The organism is Streptococcus oralis (assembly GCF_001588645.1).
In the GTDB taxonomy this organism is placed as follows: Bacteria; Bacillota; Bacilli; order Lactobacillales; family Streptococcaceae; genus Streptococcus; species Streptococcus oralis_AB.
This window is the reverse complement of record NZ_LAYF01000003.1, coordinates 329442-349513: the sequence shown is the minus strand read 5'-3', so window position 1 is coordinate 349513 and position 20072 is coordinate 329442. Positions and strand designations below refer to the sequence as shown.

At 39.2% G+C, this 20072-nt stretch carries 23 protein-coding genes; 14 read left to right on the top strand and 9 right to left on the bottom strand.

Going from position 1 to position 20072, the window contains the following annotated elements:
* Positions 1-44: 44 nt before the first annotated feature.
* Positions 45-1223 carry a hypothetical protein gene (locus tag A0739_RS03295; RefSeq protein WP_061587054.1) on the top strand — a complete coding sequence of 393 codons (1179 nt, stop codon included), beginning with the start codon at positions 45-47 and terminating at the stop codon, positions 1221-1223.
* 33 nt (positions 1224-1256) lie between these two features.
* Here A0739_RS03295 and A0739_RS03290 read toward each other — a convergent pair whose 3' ends face one another.
* Positions 1257-1613: a type II toxin-antitoxin system PemK/MazF family toxin gene (locus tag A0739_RS03290; protein ID WP_000560800.1), complete on the bottom strand. Its 357-nt coding sequence runs from the start codon at positions 1611-1613 to the stop codon at positions 1257-1259.
* On the bottom strand, positions 1597-1812 hold the full coding sequence (mazE, locus tag A0739_RS03285) for a type II toxin-antitoxin system PemI/MazE family antitoxin (protein WP_049484461.1): 216 nt from the start codon (positions 1810-1812) through the stop codon (positions 1597-1599). Before mazE ends, A0739_RS03290 begins: the two co-directional genes overlap by 17 nt.
* A 213-nt stretch (positions 1813-2025) precedes the next feature.
* Between mazE and ylqF the strand changes: the two genes are divergently transcribed.
* The 13 genes from ylqF to xerS all read left to right on the top strand — a co-directional run bounded on the left by ylqF (position 2026) and on the right by xerS (position 11569).
* On the top strand, positions 2026-2877 hold the full coding sequence (ylqF, locus tag A0739_RS03280) for a ribosome biogenesis GTPase YlqF (protein ID WP_000201310.1): 852 nt from the start codon (positions 2026-2028) through the stop codon (positions 2875-2877).
* Complete coding sequence (locus A0739_RS03275) at positions 2864-3643, top strand: ribonuclease HII (protein ID WP_061587053.1); 780 nt, start codon at positions 2864-2866, stop codon at positions 3641-3643. Before ylqF ends, A0739_RS03275 begins: the two co-directional genes overlap by 14 nt.
* Positions 3644-3655: 12 nt before the next feature.
* Positions 3656-5206: a ClC family H(+)/Cl(-) exchange transporter gene (locus A0739_RS03270; RefSeq protein ID WP_061587052.1), complete on the top strand. Its 1551-nt coding sequence runs from the start codon at positions 3656-3658 to the stop codon at positions 5204-5206.
* 52 nt (positions 5207-5258) lie between these two features.
* Entirely contained in the window at positions 5259-6005 is a 747-nt protein-coding gene (locus A0739_RS03265) for a CPBP family intramembrane glutamic endopeptidase (protein WP_049493711.1), read from the top strand.
* A gap of 150 nt (positions 6006-6155) precedes the next feature.
* Positions 6156-6581, top strand: coding sequence for a hypothetical protein (locus A0739_RS03260; RefSeq protein WP_049493709.1), 426 nt, complete (start codon positions 6156-6158; stop codon positions 6579-6581).
* Positions 6582-6677: 96 nt separating this feature from the next.
* The gene (locus A0739_RS03255) at positions 6678-7109 is read left to right on the top strand and encodes a hypothetical protein (protein WP_061587051.1); all 432 of its coding nucleotides are present in this window, start codon (positions 6678-6680) and stop codon (positions 7107-7109) included.
* Positions 7110-7208: 99 nt separating this feature from the next.
* Positions 7209-7631, top strand: coding sequence for a hypothetical protein (locus A0739_RS03250; RefSeq protein ID WP_061587050.1), 423 nt, complete (start codon positions 7209-7211; stop codon positions 7629-7631).
* Positions 7631-7996 (top strand): hypothetical protein, encoded by a 366-nt coding sequence (locus A0739_RS03245; RefSeq protein ID WP_061587132.1) that lies wholly within the window; start codon positions 7631-7633, stop codon positions 7994-7996. The genes A0739_RS03250 and A0739_RS03245 overlap by 1 nt, the downstream gene beginning before the upstream one ends.
* A gap of 41 nt (positions 7997-8037) precedes the next feature.
* On the top strand, positions 8038-8460 hold the full coding sequence (locus A0739_RS03240) for a hypothetical protein (RefSeq protein WP_061587049.1): 423 nt from the start codon (positions 8038-8040) through the stop codon (positions 8458-8460).
* On the top strand, positions 8460-9713 hold the full coding sequence (locus A0739_RS03235) for a hypothetical protein (RefSeq protein WP_061587048.1): 1254 nt from the start codon (positions 8460-8462) through the stop codon (positions 9711-9713). The genes A0739_RS03240 and A0739_RS03235 overlap by 1 nt, the downstream gene beginning before the upstream one ends.
* The gene (locus A0739_RS03230) at positions 9695-10087 is read left to right on the top strand and encodes a coiled-coil domain-containing protein (protein ID WP_061587047.1); all 393 of its coding nucleotides are present in this window, start codon (positions 9695-9697) and stop codon (positions 10085-10087) included. Before A0739_RS03235 ends, A0739_RS03230 begins: the two co-directional genes overlap by 19 nt.
* Complete coding sequence (locus tag A0739_RS03225; RefSeq protein ID WP_061587046.1) at positions 10068-10358, top strand: hypothetical protein; 291 nt, start codon at positions 10068-10070, stop codon at positions 10356-10358. The genes A0739_RS03230 and A0739_RS03225 overlap by 20 nt, the downstream gene beginning before the upstream one ends.
* Before the next feature lie 140 nt (positions 10359-10498).
* On the top strand, positions 10499-11569 hold the full coding sequence (xerS, locus tag A0739_RS03220; RefSeq protein ID WP_061587045.1) for a tyrosine recombinase XerS: 1071 nt from the start codon (positions 10499-10501) through the stop codon (positions 11567-11569).
* A gap of 78 nt (positions 11570-11647) precedes the next feature.
* Here xerS and A0739_RS03215 read toward each other — a convergent pair whose 3' ends face one another.
* From A0739_RS03215 to A0739_RS03185, 7 genes are all read right to left on the bottom strand, one after another.
* Entirely contained in the window at positions 11648-12289 is a 642-nt protein-coding gene (locus A0739_RS03215; RefSeq protein ID WP_061587044.1) for a hypothetical protein, read from the bottom strand.
* A gap of 105 nt (positions 12290-12394) precedes the next feature.
* Complete coding sequence (locus A0739_RS03210) at positions 12395-13384, bottom strand: lipoate--protein ligase (protein WP_061587043.1); 990 nt, start codon at positions 13382-13384, stop codon at positions 12395-12397.
* Between the two features lie 59 nt (positions 13385-13443).
* On the bottom strand, positions 13444-15147 hold the full coding sequence (gene lpdA / locus A0739_RS03205) for a dihydrolipoyl dehydrogenase (RefSeq protein WP_061587042.1): 1704 nt from the start codon (positions 15145-15147) through the stop codon (positions 13444-13446).
* Between the two features lie 44 nt (positions 15148-15191).
* Positions 15192-16235, bottom strand: a complete 1044-nt coding sequence (locus tag A0739_RS03200) for a dihydrolipoamide acetyltransferase (protein ID WP_033629755.1) — start codon at positions 16233-16235, stop codon at positions 15192-15194.
* A gap of 328 nt (positions 16236-16563) precedes the next feature.
* Positions 16564-17556, bottom strand: coding sequence for an alpha-ketoacid dehydrogenase subunit beta (locus tag A0739_RS03195; protein ID WP_000448714.1), 993 nt, complete (start codon positions 17554-17556; stop codon positions 16564-16566).
* A gap of 15 nt (positions 17557-17571) precedes the next feature.
* Entirely contained in the window at positions 17572-18540 is a 969-nt protein-coding gene (locus A0739_RS03190) for a thiamine pyrophosphate-dependent dehydrogenase E1 component subunit alpha (RefSeq protein WP_061587041.1), read from the bottom strand.
* A gap of 153 nt (positions 18541-18693) precedes the next feature.
* The gene (locus A0739_RS03185) at positions 18694-20049 is read right to left on the bottom strand and encodes an MATE family efflux transporter (protein WP_061587040.1); all 1356 of its coding nucleotides are present in this window, start codon (positions 20047-20049) and stop codon (positions 18694-18696) included.
* Between the last annotated feature and the right edge of the window lie 23 nt (positions 20050-20072).

Sequence of the window (20072 nt, the reverse complement as noted above, 5' to 3'; positions counted from 1 at the left end):
TAGTTTGCTCTTTGATTTTCATTGAGTATTAGAAAGGAGACCTCATGACACTTCCAGTTAGAAAATCCCTTCATGATGCAGTTTTACAAGCTTCAAAAGCCGATACTTGGGAACAAGCTACCAAGGAATGGAATGAAGTTTCCTTGATTTTTAATGGCATTGGTCGTAGTAATTGTGTCTGCGGGAATGCTATAAAATACGCCTACGAACTCTTTAACGGAGTTACAGGTCAACGTCTCTTTCCTATAGGAAGCGACTGTGTTCGCCATTTTCATCGTATTAGCCTCGATCAGCAACTAGAAGAGGAGGAAAAACTACTCAGAAAAGTTGAAAACCTAACCAGAAAAGCTCAGAAAAAGGAAAAAATCAAGGTCAATAAAAGCGATTTTGACGAACGACTTCTAAAATGGTTTTGGGAGAAAGGTGTTTTCAAAGCCAATCGTGGCAATCAATTCGCACCTGAGAGAGACTATCAGCTCTTCCTAGAGGTCTTTCAAGGCGGAAGTTGGACCAAGGCAGAGCCAAAGAAGAAGGCTCGTATGGAAGAAGTGCTGGAAAAGTGTATCAAACCTTTTCTACTTGGTAAGACCGATGACCAACTCTACCTTGTCAAACTAGGCAAGGAGAAAATCGACTACGAGCAGCATTTACGGATTCAGGCAGAGAAAGAACGCAAGAAGAGAGATAAAATCGCCAAGCAATACGCTGACAACCTCATTCTTGCTATGGGGCCTGCAGAACGAGCCTATCAAGATTACTTCGGCTTTACAGAAACCTTGACCCAAGAAGAACGAAAATGGGAAAAAATCCTCTTTGGTAAGAATAGGGACGAACGGGTTCTCAAGGCTAAACAAAACCAAAAGGAGTTGGAAAAGGATCAGCGAATTGCAAATCAAGATCCGATTGAACGAAAGCAAAAACAAATTTTGCTAATAAATTCTTATTTTCGTAATTTACCAGATGAAAAAGCCAGGTTTTCTAGACTCTTATTAGAATATCGAAAAAGTGGAGAAGTAGCCTTTTCAGATGATTACTTATCTGAGCATCTCATCGATTTTTTCTACAAGATGAAAGCATTTGAGTTTGAAATTGCACCAGAACAAGTCCGCGGTTTTCTAAAAGAATGCCTTCAGGCAGAACATCTATCATCTGCACAAGAAAGCTGGATTAGAGGAATTCTAATTAATTGCCTTCACCCGTTCTTAAATAGGTTACTCATATAGAAAAAATCCTACCTTGTCTATGCATGGTAGGATTTATGTATCTCCAAAGATGTACTGGTAAAGTTGGACGACTTTCTGAAAACACTGCGTGTCCATTCTTGTTATTTTTTGAGCATTACGCATCCGAAAATCAAAGGTATACAGTTGAAAGGGATTGACAGCGCCATCTACCTTGTCCGACGAGACAGGAACGAGCAAGCCTTTCTCTGCCAAACGACGTTGGCCGTGAGTGATAGGACAGACAGCCACAAATCCAGTTTGCAAGGCATATTCTCTCCTAGAAACTACCAAGGCAGGTCGCCGTTTCTGGATTTCCCGGCCGACTGATGGATCAAAGTCCAGCCAAATGATATCCTGCTTTTCAGGAATATAATCAGATTTCGCTATCAAGTGACCTTACCCCTTCAAAATCATTCGTCATTCTCAAATCAGTAATCCCATCAAAAGGATCTTTCAGTTTTGGAGCTAAGACAATGACTCCGTCAATCCCTTTGTAGACAATCATTTCTTGACCTTCTGTCATCCCCAAATTTTTAGGAATGGTCACAGTGAGCGAATTCCCAACCTTCCGAGTCTTTACTGTATTCATTGCTCTACCTCCACGAATTAGTATACACTAAGTATATACCTATTGGCAAAAAAAGTCAAGTAAATCCTGACTGGCATCAAGGATGTGTCGGAACTATACTATTTGTCATTTATTGTGGTCAAAGCCTGTGCAAAAGTTCTTCATTTATGATAGAATAGATGGTGAGAAAGAAAACGTTTTATTACGTTTTTTTAGTCGGAAGGGGAAAATATTATGGCTACTATTCAATGGTTTCCGGGTCACATGTCTAAGGCTCGGCGGCAAGTTCAGGAGAATCTTAAGTTTGTTGATTTTGTGACGATTTTGGTGGATGCTCGGCTACCTTTATCTAGTCAAAATCCTATGTTAACCAAGATTGTGGGAGATAAACCTAAACTTTTGATTTTGAATAAGGCAGATCTTGCTGACCCCGCAATGACCAAAGAATGGCGTCAGTATTTTGAATCACAGGGAATTCAAACTCTGGCTATCAACTCCAAAGAGCAAGTAACTGTAAAGGTTGTTACTGATGCTGCTAAAAAGCTCATGGCTGATAAGATTGCACGCCAGAAAGAACGCGGTATCAAGATCGAAACCTTGCGGACCATGATTATCGGAATTCCAAATGCTGGTAAGTCAACTCTCATGAACCGTTTGGCTGGGAAAAAGATTGCAGTTGTCGGCAATAAACCAGGTGTTACTAAGGGGCAACAGTGGCTCAAAACCAACAAAGACCTTGAAATTTTAGACACACCAGGGATTCTCTGGCCTAAGTTCGAAGACGAAACCGTTGCTTTGAAACTAGCCTTGACTGGAGCAATTAAAGATCAACTACTCCCAATGGATGAAGTGACCATTTTTGGTCTCAATTATTTCAAAAAACATTATCCAGAAAAGCTAGCTGAACGCTTCAAACAAATGAAGATAGAAGAAGAAGCACCTGTTATCATCATGGATATGACCCGTGCTCTCGGTTTCCGAGATGATTACGACCGCTTTTACAGCCTCTTCGTCAAGGAAGTCCGTGATGGAAAGCTCGGTAACTACACCTTAGATACATTGGACGACATCGATGACGACGATTAAAGAAATCAAAGAACTTCTTGCCACTGTCAAAGAATTAGACAATCCCCTTTTTCTTGAACTGGAAAAGGATCCTCGTTCTGGGGTTCAAAAGGAAATCAGCAAACGTAAAAAAGCCATTCAGGCTGAACTGGATGAAGACCTTCGCCTGGAAACTATGCTTTCTTATGAAAAAGAACTTTATAAGCAAGGATTGACTCTAATTGCAGGTGTTGACGAGGTTGGCCGTGGTCCTCTTGCTGGACCTGTAGTCGCTGCAGCCGTTATCTTGCCGAAAAATTGTAAGATTAGAGGCCTCAACGATAGCAAGAAGATCCCCAAAAAGAAACATTTGGAAATTTATCATGCTGTTCAAGATCAAGCCTTGGCAATCGGTATTGGTATCATGGATAATCAGGTCATCGACCAAGTCAATATCTATGAAGCAACCAAGCTGGCCATGAAGGAAGCAATTTCCCAGGTCAGTCCGAAACCTGAGCACCTCTTGATAGACGCCATGAAACTGGAGTTGTCGATTCCCCAAACAGCAATCATCAAAGGAGATGCCAACTCTCTCTCAATCGCAGCTGCATCTATAGTAGCCAAGGTGACACGGGATGAATTGATGAAGGAATATGATCAGCAATATCCTGGATATGATTTTACAGCTAATGCAGGTTATGGAACAGCTAAACATCTAGAAGGACTAGAAAAACTAGGTGTCACCCCAATTCACCGAACCAGTTTTGAACCAGTCAAAACACTGGTTTCAACTAAGAAAGACAAGTAAGAGGAAATGATTATGGAGGAACAGTCAGAAACACTCAGTTCCAAGAAAGAATTTGCCTTTGCCTCAAGCACCATATTATCCCAAGTTGGACGGGGAATCATTGTTGGTCTCGTCGTCGGGCTAATCGTCGGATCTTTTCGTTTCTTAATCGAAAAGGGCTTCCACCTGATACAAGGACTCTATCAAGATCAAGCGCACTTAGTGCGCAATCTTTTTATCATTGGCCTATTTTATGTAATAGTTTGCTGGCTTAGCGCGAAACTAACTCGGTCAGAAAAAGATATCAAGGGTTCAGGAATTCCTCAAGTTGAAGCTGAACTAAAGGGACTGATGAGTCTCAACTGGTGGAGTGTCCTCTGGAAGAAATATGTATTAGGTATTCTTGCTATTGCCAGTGGCCTTATGTTAGGTCGGGAAGGGCCAAGTATTCAACTTGGAGCAGTTGGTGGTAAAGGTATTGCCAAGTGGCTCAAATCTAGCCCAGTAGAGGAACGTTCCCTGATTGCCAGTGGAGCAGCTGCAGGTTTAGCAGCTGCCTTTAATGCACCAATTGCAGGTCTCCTCTTTGTTGTAGAGGAAGTCTATCACCATTTTTCACGATTTTTCTGGGTATCAACTCTAGCAGCTAGTCTCGTAGCAAACTTTGTTTCTCTGCTCATATTTGGCTTAACACCCGTACTGGATATGCCAGACAACATTCCTCTCATGACCCTAGACCAGTATTGGATTTATCTCCTTATGGGAGTTTTTCTCGGGCTTTCTGGTTTTCTCTATGAGAAAGCTGTACTCAATGTTGGTCGAATTTATGACTGGATTGGTCAAAAAATTCATTTGGATAAAGCTTATTATCCAATCCTAGCCTTTATCCTTATCATACCAGTCGGGATTTTCTTGCCACAAATCCTTGGGGGTGGAAATCAGCTTGTTCTTTCCCTAACTGAGCAAAATTTTAGTTTCCAAGTTCTATTAGCTTACTTTTTGATCCGCTTTATTTGGAGCATGATTAGTTATGGAAGTGGCCTTCCAGGAGGAATTTTCCTTCCCATTCTGGCGCTTGGTTCCTTACTTGGTGCCCTAGTCGGTGTCATTTGTGTCAATCTTGGGCTTGTCAGTCAGGAGCAATTCCCTATATTTGTCATTTTAGGAATGAGTGGCTACTTTGGGGCAATATCCAAGGCACCCTTAACTGCCATGATCCTCGTAACTGAGATGGTTGGGGATATTCGCAACCTCATGCCACTTGGATTAGTGACCTTGGTGGCTTACATCGTCATGGATCTACTTAAAGGTGCGCCAGTCTATGAGGCCATGCTAGAAAAAATGCTGCCAGAAGAAGCGACAGATGAAGGAGAAGTCACCCTCATTGAAATTCCTGTATCTGACAAAATCGCTGGAAAACAGGTTCACGAGCTCAACTTGCCACATAACGTACTCATCACCACCCAAGTCCATAATGGCAAAAGCCAAACCGTTAACGGATCAACTAGAATGTATCTTGGTGATATGATTCACCTAGTGATTCCAAAAAGTGAAATTGGAAAAGTCAAAGATTTGTTGTTGTAAGCCTTTGTTTACATAATTTATTTTACGTAAAATATTATTGGAAGGATTCTCAATGAAAAGAAATAAGGCAATTGCAGTATATTTGCTAGGCACATTTAGCCAGTTAGTATCAGTTTGTCTCCTTTTCTTTCTCTTGAATCATTTTTCTATTCATTCCAATCTATTAACTATTTTAGGAATCATTTTAGGTGGGATTTCTTCAGCTCTTTGGGGAATAATTGTTGCAAATCACTATTTTCATATTCATTTTAAGAAGATTGTAAACGATTTTTTTAACATTCATACCAGTTACAAACATTATTTATTATCTTTTTTTCTTATTGTCCTTGATTTTTCTTTTCTAATGTTTGGTGGGAAAATAGTAGAATTTAGCTGGTATCTCCCATTTTTGATGTTCTTCAAATTTATTGTCTTTGGTGGTATAGAAGAGATTGGATGGCGATATGTTTTTCAACCAATTTTACAAGAAAAGTTGCCATATTTTTACTCAACAATCTTAACCTTTTTCAGCTGGGCGCTTTGGCATCTGTTGTTCTTTTACATAGATGGCTCCCTAGCAACACTGCAAACTCTACCGTTTTTATTTGGATTGCTGACGAATTCTTTCATACTCTCAGCTCTTTATATCAAAACAAAGAATCTCTGGATTTGCGTTATGACACATTCGATCATTAATGTCTTGTCTCAGATAACAATAGATACTAATCGATACGAAACCTACCTAATCAAAATTTTCGTCATCTTGGTATCCTGCTATATGGTAATACATAAAAAAGATGAGTATAATCGGTATGAATAAAATTAATATAAATCTTCAAAACCAAATCAAAAAAGATTTGGTTTTTTAAGAATTAGAAATCTAATTTTCAGTATATAGTATGATTTTTACCCCCTACTTTGTAAAGAATGATTAGAATATTGTATAATAAGAAAAAGGAGAAAAGCATAAATGAATAATTCTGGAATTAAAAAAAGTCATACAAGAATACTAATCATTTTGTTACTCGCAACCACCACAGCAGGAGCTATTTTTATGTTTAGGTTGTTTGGGAAATCTCAAGAAGAGCGTCGGAATAGAGAGTATGAGGTTAGTTTGGTGAATGCCTTAAAGAATTCCTATGAAGGGATTGAGGAGATTAAAATTTCTAATCCAGAATACACAAGCCCTCCTGGTTCGTGGTCTTGTGATGTAGAAATTAAATTTAAAGATGAAAGAACTCTTTCATATGGAATTAATCATCATTTAAACTATAAAACCAATTATGGTGGCCGTCAAGAAACAAACGAAGATTGGCAGTATTTAGAAACTCATAGAGGGAAAACTTTAAAGTCAGTGAGAATTACTTATTCTGATAGCGAGCAAGGAGAACTATGATGAATTTCCATTATACTGATGAATAATTTAAACCAAGATTATGCTGTTTATAGTGTGAACGAAAAGTCTTCAAGGAGAAAAAGGAGAAAAACTTAAATGAATAATTCCAGCAATAAAAAAAGCCATAAAAGGATACTAATCGTTTTGTTACTCGTAGCCATCACAGCAGGAGCTATTTTTATGTTTAGGTTGTTAGGGAAGTCTCAAGAAGAGCGTCGAAATAGAGAATATGAAGTTAGTTTGGTTGAAACTTTAAAAGATAGTTATGAGGGCATTGAAGAAATTAGATTTTCTAATGCAAACTACACAAATCCGCCAGGAAGCTGGACTTGCGTAGTTGAACTATTTTTTAATGAGAGAAGCATAAAATATAAAATTAATTATTCAAAAAATGATAAACGTATTTCTGATGTATCCTTAGAAAGAGAGAATAGAAAAGAGGACCGAGAATTTTTAAATAGTCACTTTGGTAAGACTAGTAAACTCACAAAAATTATTTATTCAGATGGTTCAGAAGGAGAATATTAATGGTATACACTTATACTGATAAACAACTCAATGAATTAAATCACGGAAAAAATGTTTATAGTGTAAATTCTGAATATGCTGAGAGGAGTGGAGATAACAATGAGTAAAAATAGATTAAGAAAAAGCTATAAACCATTATTCATAGTTTTACTATTCGTATTCATCACATTAGGAGGTGTTTTTATGTTTAGGTTGTTAGGGAAGTCTCAAGAAGAACGTCGAAATAGAGAGTATGAAGTTAGTTTGGTAAACGCCTTAAAGAATTCCTATGAAGGGATAGAAGAGATCAAAATTTCTAATCCAGAATATACAACTCCTCCAGGTTCGTGGTCTTGTGATGTAGAAATCAAATTTAATGATGAAAGAAAAACTAAGTATAGGATAGGCCATGGACTCCATGATAAAAAGAATTATCAAGGATCATTGACCAATGAGAAAAGGCAATTCCTTAACAATTACAAAGGAGTGACCGACTTAAAAGTAATTGTTACATATTCAGATAATAGCATGGGAGAACAATGATGACATTTTCCTATACAGATGAGCAGTTAAACAATTTGAATCGGGATTATGCTGTATATAGTGTAAATCTTGAATTCGCTAAGCGTAACGGTAGGACTTATATCAATTCAAATCTCATTGAAAATATATCTCCTGATGATTTAGAAAAAACCAACACCATAACTACCTCAGATGGTCAAGAGTTTCGTGTTATTGCGACTAAGTCTCACCGAGGAACAGGTTTTGATGGTTTGGCGGTAGCTCCCATAGTTAACGGTGAACCCGATTATAAAAGTATAGCTGTGATTGCTACTGGAACGGACCTAGGAAATCCTACTATGATTGATAGATTTAAAATAGTTTTTTCTTATTATAGTGTAATATAGACAAATCTTATAGTATAATAAGAAAAAGGAGAAAAGCTTAAATGAACAATTCCAGCACTAAAAAAAATCACAAAAGATTACTAATCGTTTTGTCACTCGCAATTATCACAGCAGGAGGTATATTTATGTTTAGCATGTTAGGGAAATCCCAAGAAGAGCGTCGAAATAGAGAATATGAAGTTAGTTTGGTAAATGCCTTGAAGAATTCTTATCAAGGGATAGAAGAAATCGAAATTACTAATCCAACATATACGAACCCTCCTGGCGACTGGTCTTGTAAGGTTGATATTTTGTTTGAAGATGGAGAAAAAATATTCTATGGAATTCCACATAACTTAGATGATAAAGAAAATTATAATGGTCGTATGACTTATGGACAGCGAGATTTTCTTAACCGAAGAAAAGGAATAACAACTAATACAGTTACGGTTACATACTCTAACAAAGAAAGAGGGGAGCAGTAATGGTATTTAATTATACTGATAAACAACTTAATGAATTAAACCACGGGAAGAATGTATACAGTGTCAATTCTGAATACGCTGAGAGAAATAATAAACCTTTGGTTACAGAAGCTCCTAATCCGAATCCTTCTTCATCTGATTTTGAAGAAACTAACACTATAACCACCTCCGATGGTCAAGAATTCCGTGTTATTGCGACTAAGTCTCACAAAGAAACAGGTTTTGATGGACTGGCAGTTGCACCAATAGTCAACGGTGAACCAGATTATAAAAATGTAGCTGTGATTGCTGCGGGAACGGACCCTGGGAGTCCTACTAAGATTGATGTCGGAACAGCAGTTGCAGAAAGAGAGTCAGGTTTATCCCCTCAATATTATGTAGCAGACCGATTTGTAAAAGAAATTATGGATGATCCCCGATATGAAGTCAGTCAACTATCTGGCTATTCACAAGGTTCTTATATGCTGAAGGTAGGAGCTAAATACCACATCCCTACGACTACCTTCAATGCTTGGTTTTTTTATAATTCACTTTCTAATGAGGAAAAAGCATTCATAGATAAAAATCCTGCTATGTTTATAGATTATAGAAGGAATTATGATGTTGTTGTGTTTGGAAATGATTTCAACCATCCTGAATTATTCAATAAATCATTTTTAGAAATGCCTGATACCATATATTGGCTTGACGGAACTAGCCACAATATAGGTGATTGGGAGTTTGATCCTGTAACTGGTCAACTTGTAGATGGCAAAGGAGGAAAACCCTTAATCAGTGGCGTTTATCGAGCCTATGCCAACAGTCTCCGAGGAATGGCTCATTACAAGGACTTGAAATCAAAATGGTCATCAGGTGGTATTAGTAGTTCTGAGGAAATATACTTAGATGCAGCTCAAGGTTCTATCCTATCATCATCTATGGCTACAGCAGCAAGAACTGGAGCTGATGAAGTGAGCGCCTTAGCCAAAAAAGCCAATCAAGAATTACAAGAAATTTGGTCAAAAATCGATTTTACAAGCTACACAGCATTAGCTCCCTATGAGGTTGATGCCATTTTTGCTAGTCAAGGTATTACTCAAGCACAGTTTATCGATACGTTTCAGACAGAGACAAATCAAACAGCTACTAAGATGAATGCTTCCGCCCAAGCATTTGAACAGTTAGACAAACAATTACAGAATGTCATTGAAAAAACAGTAGCAACAGACACACAATTTGCCAAGGAGTTCAGACAATGGAAAGAAAAGATGTGAAATGGGAGGAAATTAGAGAGAAAGAGAGAGAACTGTTTAATCTAGAAGAACAATATTATCAACAAAAGAAAGAACTCGATAACAAAGAGCATGATCTAGACGAACGAAATGCAAACTTAGAAAAACTAATTTCCGAAGAAGTTGATAAAATGTATCATATTTTGAGAAGATTTTCGTCAACGGCTGATGATGTTAGAGACTATTTTATAGAAATAGAAAATTTGAGACACTTTTCGAATCAAGTATACAGAGATTGTAGGATTAAACTCGAAGATGAGAGAGAAAAATACGATAACGAGTTTCGCAAAAAAAGAAATGATTTAGATGAAAAATTTCACAGATTAAGGAGAGATTATGCAAGCACCAATGAATGAATACTACACAGATGAAGAATACCAGTATGCACTGAAACAAATGTATCGTATGATGGAAAGAAACCGAATCATTACGGAAGCAAAGTTAGCGATAACAGCAAAAAATAAATTAAAAGATAACTTTAATAAAGCAGCTAAGAAAATTGCTACAGAAACCAAATCAACCATTACAAGCATAAACAGCCAAATGGACACTGCAATTAAAGGTAAAGTTCGCAAGAGTCTTGAAGAAAAGATTCCGAATATGTTGCTCAAGTATGATGAAATTTAATAAAGGGTTCAGGATAACTGGGGGAAAGTTAGACTTTAGTTTTAAGTTTCTTGTTACATTTTTCCGAAAAACTATAATTTTCTTGAAAAATATATGAGTCTATGATATACTACTAGTAGACTTAATTATGGAGAAAATACATGAAACGTGAGATTTTACTAGAACGAATCGACAAACTAAAACAAATCATGCCCTGGTATGTCTTGGAATACTACCAATCTAAGCTTGCTGTGCCCTACAGTTTTACAACCTTGTACGAATACCTCAAGGAATACGATCGATTTTTCAGCTGGGTTTTGGAGTCTGGTGTTTCAAATGCTGATAAAATGTCTGACATTCCTTTATCGGTCTTGGAAAATATGTCTAAAAAAGATATGGAATCCTTTATCCTATATCTAAGAGAACGACCTTTGCTGAATGCTAATACAACTAAACAAGGCGTTTCACAGACGACCATCAATCGGACCTTGTCAGCACTTTCCAGTCTTTATAAGTATCTGACCGAAGAGGTTGAAAACGACCAGGGGGAGCCTTATTTCTATCGTAATGTAATGAAGAAAGTTTCAACCAAGAAAAAGAAAGAAACACTTGCTGCTAGAGCTGAAAACATCAAGCAAAAACTCTTTCTAGGGAATGAAACAGAGGGTTTTCTAACCTATATCGATCAGGAGTACCCACAACAGCTCTCAAATCGCGCTCTCTCATCATTTAATAAGAATAAAGAACGTGATTTAGCCATTATTGCCCTTCTCTTGGCGTCTGGTGTCCGCTTATCTGAAGCTGTTAATCTGGATCTAAGAGATCTCAATCTCAAAATGATGGTCATTGATGTCACTCGAAAAGGTGGCAAACGTGATTCTGTCAATGTCGCGGCCTTTGCTAAGCCTTATCTTGAAAATTATCTAGCCATTCGAAATCAACGCTATAAGACGGAAAAGACAGATACAGCATTATTTCTGACCTTATATCGTGGTGCTCCCAATCGTATCGATGCTTCTAGTGTTGAGAAAATGGTTGCTAAGTACTCAGAGGATTTCAAAGTCCGTGTAACTCCCCACAAACTACGCCATACCCTGGCGACTAGGCTCTATGATGCTACTAAATCGCAAGTTTTGGTCAGCCATCAGTTAGGTCATGCTAGCACACAAGTCACTGACCTCTATACCCATATCGTCAACGATGAGCAAAAGAATGCTTTAGATAGTTTATGATTGTTACATATTATAAATTATGTAAAGCAACTATTGCTAAAAAACGAAAGACCAATTCCTTTATCTTTCGTTTTTTATTTATTTAAACTCAATCCAGTAGTTACGGTGAGGCTCTATAATTACTGGTTTACCCCAAAAGGCTTGCAGATAGGCTAGATTTGCTGGGCTTACTGGTTTTTTTGAATCATTGTACTGCTCAGCACTCTCTTTAGTTAGAAAACATTTTACTGCTTCATAAGAAGTACCATCAGCTGATTCTCTTTCGATTCCCATATACGAAATTTCGTCACCATTTTTAAGATCGTCAGTTAACAGTTTACCAATAAAGAACACTGTCTTATCTTTCATAAATTCATAAGCCTTACTATTTTCAAGTCGGTTATTTGCTGCAGCAAACATAATACAAAAACTATCAACAATGTCCTTCAAAGACATTAGGTCTTCTTTGTTTACTTTGATTTCATCGGGGAGAAGACCGCCAATTATAAGATTTTGAAAATGGGCTTGCTGGATTACATTATCTAAAGCCATTCCCAGAGCTATTTGAACAGCTTGGTATCCTAAAGGTTGAAGCTCTTTGTATTTCATATCATAATGTTCTTGTGTGATGCTTATATTTAAACTTTCAGTTTGATTAATTTCTTCATTTCTATAGAAAGCAACAACATTACGGTCTAACTGTTCAAATAGATTAAGGCTTTCTACTGGAATTTCTAACATTAATGAATAACTCCTTTTCATTTTTCATCTCTATTATAATCTAATCAGCATGATTATTAAGTTTAACCCTAATAAAAGAATCCATCATAAATGGATTCTTTTTCCTTACCCCACTACTGCTTCAGCGATTTCTTCACGGCTGATACCAGCAAAGTAGCGTGTGATGTCAATAGTTTCTAGTGCCTTAAGAACATCTTCGCGTTCATATTTTACGCCACGAAGGACATCTTCTACAGCTGCAACGTCCTCGATACCAAAGAAGTCCCCATAGATCTTGATATCTTGGATTTTTGATTCAATGACGTTGGCAAAAACTTCGACCTTACCACTGGTGAATTTTGTTCCACGACGGACGTTAAATTCAGGTGATTTACCGTAGTTCCAGTTCCAAGTACCGAACTTGGTATCCTTGATACGATTGATTTCAGCCAATTCTTGCTCAGAAAAAACGTATTCAGTCATCTCTGGGTACTCTTTTTTCATGTATTCCAAGAGCAAATCACGGAATTCTTCAACTGTGATTTTTTCTGGCAATTCATTGACAATATTTGTTACACGGGCACGGACGGATTTGACACCTTTTGACTCAAATTTATCCTTTGAAACCTTGAGGGCGTTAGCAAGAACTGACAAATCAACGTCAAAGAGCAAGCAACCATGGTGCATGATACGCCCATTGATATAGGCTTGAGCATTGCCACAGAATTTTTTGCCATCAATCTCTAGATCATTACGGCCTGTAAATTCGGCTTTAACACCAAGTTGAGCCAAGGTATTGATGACTGGAGTTGAGAAGCTCTTGAAGTCAAAGGCCTTGTTTTCATCTTCTTTTGAAATGATGGTGTAGTTGAGGTTGTTTAAATCGTGGTAAACAGCTCCACCACCACTGATACGGCGGACCACCTCAATACCATTTTCTCGAACATAATCACGGTTAATCTCTTCAATAGTATTCTGGTGACGACCAACAATGATAGAAGGTTTGTTAATCCAAAGAAGGAAGATTTGATCCTCATCTAGTAAGTGTTTAAAGGCATATTCTTCCAAGGCGATATTAAAAGCAGTGTCGTTTGAATGATTGATAATATATTTCATGATATCCCTTTATACGATAGAGACTGGAAAACATCTTTCCAGCCTAGTCTATCTTCGTTTTATTTTTTCTTAGGTGAATGGATGGCCATTCCTAAAACATCCGCAAATGCTTCGTACATCACTTCAGAGTAGGTTGGGTGTCCGTGGATAGTCTTCAGCATTTCCTCAACAGTGATTTCCATTTCGATGATGCTTGATGCCTCGTTGATCAATTCTGCGGCTGCAGGACCAATGATGTGCACACCAAGGATTTCCCCGTATTTCTTATCAGCGATAACTTTTACGAAACCTTGAGCAGCATCAGATGCAATGGCACGACCGTTGGCTGCAAAGTTGAATTTACCGATTGCGACATCGTATTTCTCACGTGCTTGTTCTTCAGTCAGACCTACTGCTGCTACTTCAGGGAGAGTGTAGATAGCTGCTGGAGTCAAGTTCAATTTAGCAACAGCATGGTTTCCTTTGAGGGCATTTTCAGCAGCAACTTCCCCCATACGGAAGGCTGCGTGCGCCAACATTTTAGTACCGTTGATGTCACCTGGTGCATAGATACCTGGAACAGAAGTTTCCATGTATTCGTTGACCTTGATGCGACCACGATCCAATTCAAACTCAACATCGCCAATACCTTCAAGATCTGGCACACGACCGATTGAAAGAAGAGCTTTATTTGCAATGATATCGTCTTTTCCTTCAACCTTAATACGAAGTTGTCCATTTTCCTCGATGATTTCTTGCAATTTTGTACCTGTTAAGATAGTCATACCTTTGCGTTCCAAAATCAAGCGAAGATTCTTAGAAACTTCCGCATCCATAGCTGGAACGATACGGTCCATCATTTCAATAACAGTCACTTTTGAACCAAATGTCATGAAGGCCTGACCGAGTTCAATACCGACAACGCCACCACCGATGATTACGAAGCTCTCTGGAACTTCGTTCATTTCAAGAATGTCATCACTGGTCATGACAAGTGGAGATTCCATACCAGGAACGTTAATCTTGCTGACTTTTGAACCACCGGCAAGGATAATTTTCTTGGTTTCAAGCAATTCAGAACCATTTACCAAGACATTCTTATCTTTAGTGATTGTACCAATTCCCTTATGAACAGTAACTCCGTAACTACGAAGAAGACCCGCAACACCACCTACCAAGGTATTGACAACCTTAGACTTAGTTTCAAGGAGTTTATCCATATCAACAGTGAAGTTTGGATTTTCGATGACGATACCACGATTTGCTGCATGACCGATGTTTTCGATGATTTCAGCATTGTGAAGGTATGTCTTAGTTGGGATACAGCCACGGTTCAAGCAAGTTCCACCGAGTTCAGATTTTTCAACAAGGGCAACCTTACCACCGAGTTGGGCAGCTTTAATGGCTGCTACATATCCAGCAGGACCTCCACCAATCACAACGATATCAAAGGCATCATCGCTCTTACCGTCGTCGTTTGAGGCACTAGCTGCAGGTGCAGTTTTTGATTCTGGCGCAGCCGCTCCAGCTGTTGGGATATTTTCCCCTTCTTCACCAAGGTAACCGATAACTTCTGTAACCGGAACAGTTTCACCATCTCCTTTGAGGATGGCAATCAAGTATCCATCTTCTTCGGCTTCCAATTCCATGCTGACTTTATCAGTCATGATTTCCAAAAGGATTTCTCCTTCTTTTACAAATTCACCGACTTTCTTATTCCATTGGACGATTTGTCCTTCTGTCATATCCACGCCGGCTTTTGGCATAATTACTTCTAAGGCCATGTCTTACTTCCTTTATCTAAATCTCTAAAAAAACAATAGCTGACTTAAACCAACATTGAGATCGGATTCTCAATCAAGGCTTTCAAGTCTTTCATAAACTTAGCACCAGCCATACCATCTACAACACGGTGGTCAATAGTTAATCCTAGGCTCATGATAGGGCGAATGACAATCTCATCATTGACAACTACAGGTTTTTCAACTGTTGAGCTAACCCCGAGGATAGCTGAGTTTGGTTGGTTAATAATCGGACCAAAGGACTGAACGCCAAACATTCCCAAGTTACTAATTGTGAAGGTTGAATTTTGGAGTTCGCTCGGAGCCAATTTACCATCCAAGGTACGGCCAATAACATCTTTGAAGGCTACAACCAACTCTGACAAGCTCATTTTTTCAGCATTATAGACAACAGGTGTCATCAATCCGTTATCCATCCCAACCGCCATCGCCAGGTTGACATAGTTATGAGTGATAATGGTCTTGCCGTCTTCTGTCAATGAAGCGTTGATGTAAGGGTGTTTCATCAAGGTCTTCACAACAGCGAGTGAAAGAAGGTCTGTTACAGTAGTCTTCTTACCAGTTGCTTCCATAATTGGCTCAAGAACCTTCTTACGAAGAGCCAACATTTCTGACATATCGACATCGTAGTTGAGTGTGAAGGTTGGCGCAGTTAGGTAGGATTCAACCATACGTTGGGCGATAACCTTACGCATTGGTGTCATTGGAATACGCTCAATCTCACCATAAGGAGTGATATTGTCTGGAACTTCTTCCACTTTTTCGATTTGAGCAGGAGACTTGATGGTGTCGTTTTCGATATTTTCAGGAAGTAAGGCTAAAACGTCCTTCTTCATGATTTTACCACGGTGACCCGTTCCTTGGATTTCCTGCCAAGCAATGTTATGTTCGAGGGCAATTCGTTTTGCAAGTGGCGAAATGCGAACCACGTTTGTGTCTTTATAAGTTTCCACGTCTTCTTTGTGGACACGACCGTTTGCACCTGAGCCAGAAACGTCGTAGAGGTTGATCCCTAGATCATCCGCTAACTTTCTAGCCGCAGGAGTCGCTCTTAGCTTGTCATCAGCCATGACCTCTCCAATTCTATACTAAGATATTAAGGACGAAGAGGGCAATGAAAAAATAGGAGATTGACGATGTGTTCGATGAACACAAGGAAATCTATCTTTTTTTCGAAGACCTCCGTCCGAATTCAATTACATGATGCAAAGGGCGTTTAAAAGCGACCGAAAAATCGGAAATCAACGCAGACTTCGATGAAGTCAAGGAGATTTATCTTTTTTCCGAGCTTTTAGCCCGTGCTCTAATCTATGATATCAAGGACGAAAAGAGTTTTGCACCTAAAAGATACAAAGTTTCTCGTCTTTTTTAGTTCATTTACATAACTTATATTATGTATTATTCTTTGTTATAAGTCTTACGGATTGCATCTTTGATGCTTTCAACTGTTGGAATCATTGCATTTTCTAGATTTTGTGCGTAAGGCATTGGCACATCTTCTCCAGCGCAACGGCGGATTGGTGCATCTAGATAATCAAATGCTTCTGATTCGGAAATAATTGCTGAAATCTCTCCGATATAGCCACTTGTTTTGTGGGCGTCGTTGACCAGAACGACCTTACCAGTCTTCTTCACTGAGTTAATGATGATATCCTTATCAAGAGGAACAAGGGTACGTGGGTCCACAATTTCAACAGAAATTCCTTCTTCTGCTAATTCTTCAGCAGCTTGAACCACACGGCGAAGCATTTTTCCATAAGTAACGACTGTTACATCTGTACCTTCACGTTTGATTTCACCAACTCCAAGTGGGATTGTGTAGTCTGGATCAACTGGCACTTCCCCTTTTTGGTTAAATTCTGACTTGTATTCAAGGATGATAACAGGGTTGTTATCACGGATAGAAGACTTGAGCAGTCCTTTCATATCCGCAGGTGTACCTGGAGCTACAACCTTAAGACCAGGGATGTGAGTAAACCAAGACTCTAGTGATTGCGAATGCTGAGCCGCAGAACCAACTCCATTACCAGCTGCACAACGGACAGTCATTGGAACCTGACCTTTACCGCCAAACATATAACGTGTTTTAGCGGCTTGGTTGACGATATTGTCCATGGCAATGACCGAGAAGTCCATGAAGGTCATATCGACGATTGGGCGAAGTCCTGTCATGGCTGCTCCTGCTGCTGCTCCAGAAATTGCTGCTTCAGAAATCGGACAGTCACGAACACGTTCTGGACCAAATTCTTCGAGCATTCCAACAGAAGTTCCGAAGTCTCCTCCAAAGACACCGACGTCTTCTCCCATCAAGAACACATTTTCATCGCGACGCATTTCCTCAGACATAGCAAGGATAATGGTGTCGCGGAACGACATTGTTTTTGTTTCCATTTTATCTCTTTCTCCTTAGTCTGCGTAAATATCTTCAAATGCTGATTCAAGTGGTGGGAATGGGCTTTCTTCTGCAAATTTAACAGAAGCTTCCACTGCTTCCTTGACTTGTGCTTGGATTTCTTCCAATTCTTGAGCACTTGCAATATTATTTTCAACGAGGTACTTGCGAAGGTTTTCGATTGGGTCTTTTTGTTTCCACAATTCCACTTCTTCACGGGTACGATATTTACCAGGGTCAGATGATGAGTGACCAAGCCAGCGATAGGTTACACTTTCGATCAAGACTGGGCCATTGCCACCACGAACATGATCTACAGCTTTCTTAAATCCTTCATAAACATCGATGACATTGTTTCCATCTTCGATAAACATTCCAGGAATTCCATAAGCAGCACTACGTTGATGGATGTGCTCCACATTGGTCATTTTCTTGATATCCGCAGAGATCCCATAACCGTTGTTAATGCAGTAAAAAATGACTGGCAGGTTCCAGATAGAAGCCATATTTACTGCTTCGTGGAAAACACCTTCGTTGGTCGCGCCATCTCCAAAGAAGCAGACAACGATTTTACCAGTATGTTGCATTTGCTGACTGAGAGCTGCACCAACAGCGATTCCCATACCACCACCTACGATACCATTGGCACCAAGGTTACCAGCATCAAGGTCAGCAATGTGCATGGAACCACCTTTTCCTTTACAGGTTCCAGTGTATTTCCCAAGGATTTCAGCCATCATTCCGTTGAGGTCAATCCCTTTGGCGATAGCTTGACCGTGACCACGGTGATTTGAGGTAATCAGATCATCTGGATTGAGGGCCAGCATAGCTCCGACGTTAGCAGCTTCCTCTCCAACAGAAAAGTGAGTCATACCAGGGACTTTTCCCTTTTTCACTAACTGAGCAATTTTTAAGTCCATGCGACGGATTTCTTCCATCTTACGGAACATCTCTAGCAAAAGATTCTTATCTAAAGTTGACATAATCTTGCCTTTCTAACTTTGTACTTACCTTACTATTTTACCTTTTTTAGTATACACTGTCAAAGTATATGACCGATAAAATTTCACAAGGTAAAAAAATAAATCCCCGTTTTAACAGGGATTTTCTTTGGTTAGATTATTTTTTCACAAAGTTTATTTGACATTGGAAACTTCAAATCTTTTCATAATTGTTTGCAAACGCCATTGATACAAACAACCAGAAACAATCAAGCTGGCAATCAACCCAATCCAGTAAGCAAATGCCCCTAAATCAGTTACCTGATCTAGTAGATATCCTAGTGGTATCGCTACTCCCCAATACCCGATTAATCCAAGATAGAAAGGAACGATAGTATCCTTATACCCTCTTAAAATTCCTTGGAGCGGAGCCGCAAAGGTATCAGCTAGCTGGAAAAAGAGACTGTATGTCAGGAAAACAGCCGTGGTTTCAATGAAGTGAGGGTCATTTCCATATAGACTTGCTACACGATCTCTAAAAATGTAGAGAAAGGACAGGGTAAGACCTGCAAAAATAAGGGCAGTTATTCTCCCCAGACGAGCATAGGTTTTTGCATCCTCAAAACGTTTAGCCCCAACCTCGTAAGACACAACAATCGCCATAGCAGAGGAAATACTCATAGGAAAAGCATACATGAGACTCGAAAAATTCATAGCTGACTGGTGGCTAGCGATGATGAGCGATGAAAACTTAGCCATGATCAAGCCAACCACAGAAAAGATAGCTACTTCAGCAAAGACGGTTCCCCCGATTGGTAGACCTAGCCGAACACCTTCCTTGATTTTATCTATATTGAGTGGAATCCGTTTTTCAAGATGTAACGCTTTTAATCTTTTTTGTTTGAACAAAACAAGCAGGGAAATGCCCAATAAAACCCAATAGGCTAGCGAAGTTCCTAGCCCTGCCCCTGCGCCACCAAGCTCTGGGAAACCGAAAGCTCCATATATCAAGAGATAGTTAAAACTACTATTGAGCGGAAGTAATAGGAGCATGAGGTACATAGATAGCTTGGTCAATCCAAGAGAATCCAACAAAGAGCGAATGACACTGAACAGCAACAAGGGAATAATTCCAATAGACAGGTACCAAAGATAGGAAACTGCAACTGCCGCCACTTGAGCTTCTAGTCCGATGTTGGTTAAGACAGGTGGCGCTAAGAATACTACCATTCCAAGCAAGACCAAAGACAGTCCGAAAGCCAAGTAGATAAATTGGTAAAAATCAGATGCTACTTCTTCCTTTTTGCCCCGTCCCAGATGATGGCCTATGATGGGAACCATGGCCGAAACAATCCCTGTTAAAAAAGTAAAGAAAGGATTCCATAGACTCGTTGCGGTTGACACCCCCGCCAAGTCCATGGTATTGTACTGCCCAGTCATGGTTGTATCAACAAAAGAGGCAGAATAATTGGCAAATTGATAGATCAGAATAGGGAAAAATATCTTAAGAAATAAGACAAACTTGTCTTTAAATTGATGGGTTGGATACATATACGCTCTCTATTCTTATAGTT

Bases quoted from the DNA above. Each gene is read 5' to 3' on its own strand.
- A0739_RS03295 (WP_061587054.1), top strand. From the start codon at position 45: ATGACACTTCCAGTTAGAAAATCCCTTCATGATGCAGTTTTACAAGCT.
- mazE (WP_049484461.1), bottom strand. From the start codon at position 1,812: ATGAATACAGTAAAGACTCGGAAGGTTGGGAATTCGCTCACTGTGACC.
- ylqF (WP_000201310.1), top strand. From the start codon at position 2,026: ATGGCTACTATTCAATGGTTTCCGGGTCACATGTCTAAGGCTCGGCGG.
- A0739_RS03275 (WP_061587053.1), top strand. From the start codon at position 2,864: ATGACGACGATTAAAGAAATCAAAGAACTTCTTGCCACTGTCAAAGAA.
- A0739_RS03270 (WP_061587052.1), top strand. From the start codon at position 3,656: ATGGAGGAACAGTCAGAAACACTCAGTTCCAAGAAAGAATTTGCCTTT.
- A0739_RS03265 (WP_049493711.1), top strand. From the start codon at position 5,259: ATGAAAAGAAATAAGGCAATTGCAGTATATTTGCTAGGCACATTTAGC.
- A0739_RS03260 (WP_049493709.1), top strand. From the start codon at position 6,156: ATGAATAATTCTGGAATTAAAAAAAGTCATACAAGAATACTAATCATT.
- A0739_RS03255 (WP_061587051.1), top strand. From the start codon at position 6,678: ATGAATAATTCCAGCAATAAAAAAAGCCATAAAAGGATACTAATCGTT.
- A0739_RS03250 (WP_061587050.1), top strand. From the start codon at position 7,209: ATGAGTAAAAATAGATTAAGAAAAAGCTATAAACCATTATTCATAGTT.
- A0739_RS03245 (WP_061587132.1), top strand. From the start codon at position 7,631: ATGACATTTTCCTATACAGATGAGCAGTTAAACAATTTGAATCGGGAT.
- A0739_RS03240 (WP_061587049.1), top strand. From the start codon at position 8,038: ATGAACAATTCCAGCACTAAAAAAAATCACAAAAGATTACTAATCGTT.
- A0739_RS03235 (WP_061587048.1), top strand. From the start codon at position 8,460: ATGGTATTTAATTATACTGATAAACAACTTAATGAATTAAACCACGGG.
- A0739_RS03230 (WP_061587047.1), top strand. From the start codon at position 9,695: ATGGAAAGAAAAGATGTGAAATGGGAGGAAATTAGAGAGAAAGAGAGA.
- A0739_RS03225 (WP_061587046.1), top strand. From the start codon at position 10,068: ATGCAAGCACCAATGAATGAATACTACACAGATGAAGAATACCAGTAT.
- xerS (WP_061587045.1), top strand. From the start codon at position 10,499: ATGAAACGTGAGATTTTACTAGAACGAATCGACAAACTAAAACAAATC.
- A0739_RS03215 (WP_061587044.1), bottom strand. From the start codon at position 12,289: ATGTTAGAAATTCCAGTAGAAAGCCTTAATCTATTTGAACAGTTAGAC.
- A0739_RS03210 (WP_061587043.1), bottom strand. From the start codon at position 13,384: ATGAAATATATTATCAATCATTCAAACGACACTGCTTTTAATATCGCC.
- lpdA (WP_061587042.1), bottom strand. From the start codon at position 15,147: ATGGCCTTAGAAGTAATTATGCCAAAAGCCGGCGTGGATATGACAGAA.
- A0739_RS03200 (WP_033629755.1), bottom strand. From the start codon at position 16,235: ATGGCTGATGACAAGCTAAGAGCGACTCCTGCGGCTAGAAAGTTAGCG.
- A0739_RS03195 (WP_000448714.1), bottom strand. From the start codon at position 17,556: ATGGAAACAAAAACAATGTCGTTCCGCGACACCATTATCCTTGCTATG.
- A0739_RS03190 (WP_061587041.1), bottom strand. From the start codon at position 18,540: ATGTCAACTTTAGATAAGAATCTTTTGCTAGAGATGTTCCGTAAGATG.
- A0739_RS03185 (WP_061587040.1), bottom strand. From the start codon at position 20,049: ATGTATCCAACCCATCAATTTAAAGACAAGTTTGTCTTATTTCTTAAG.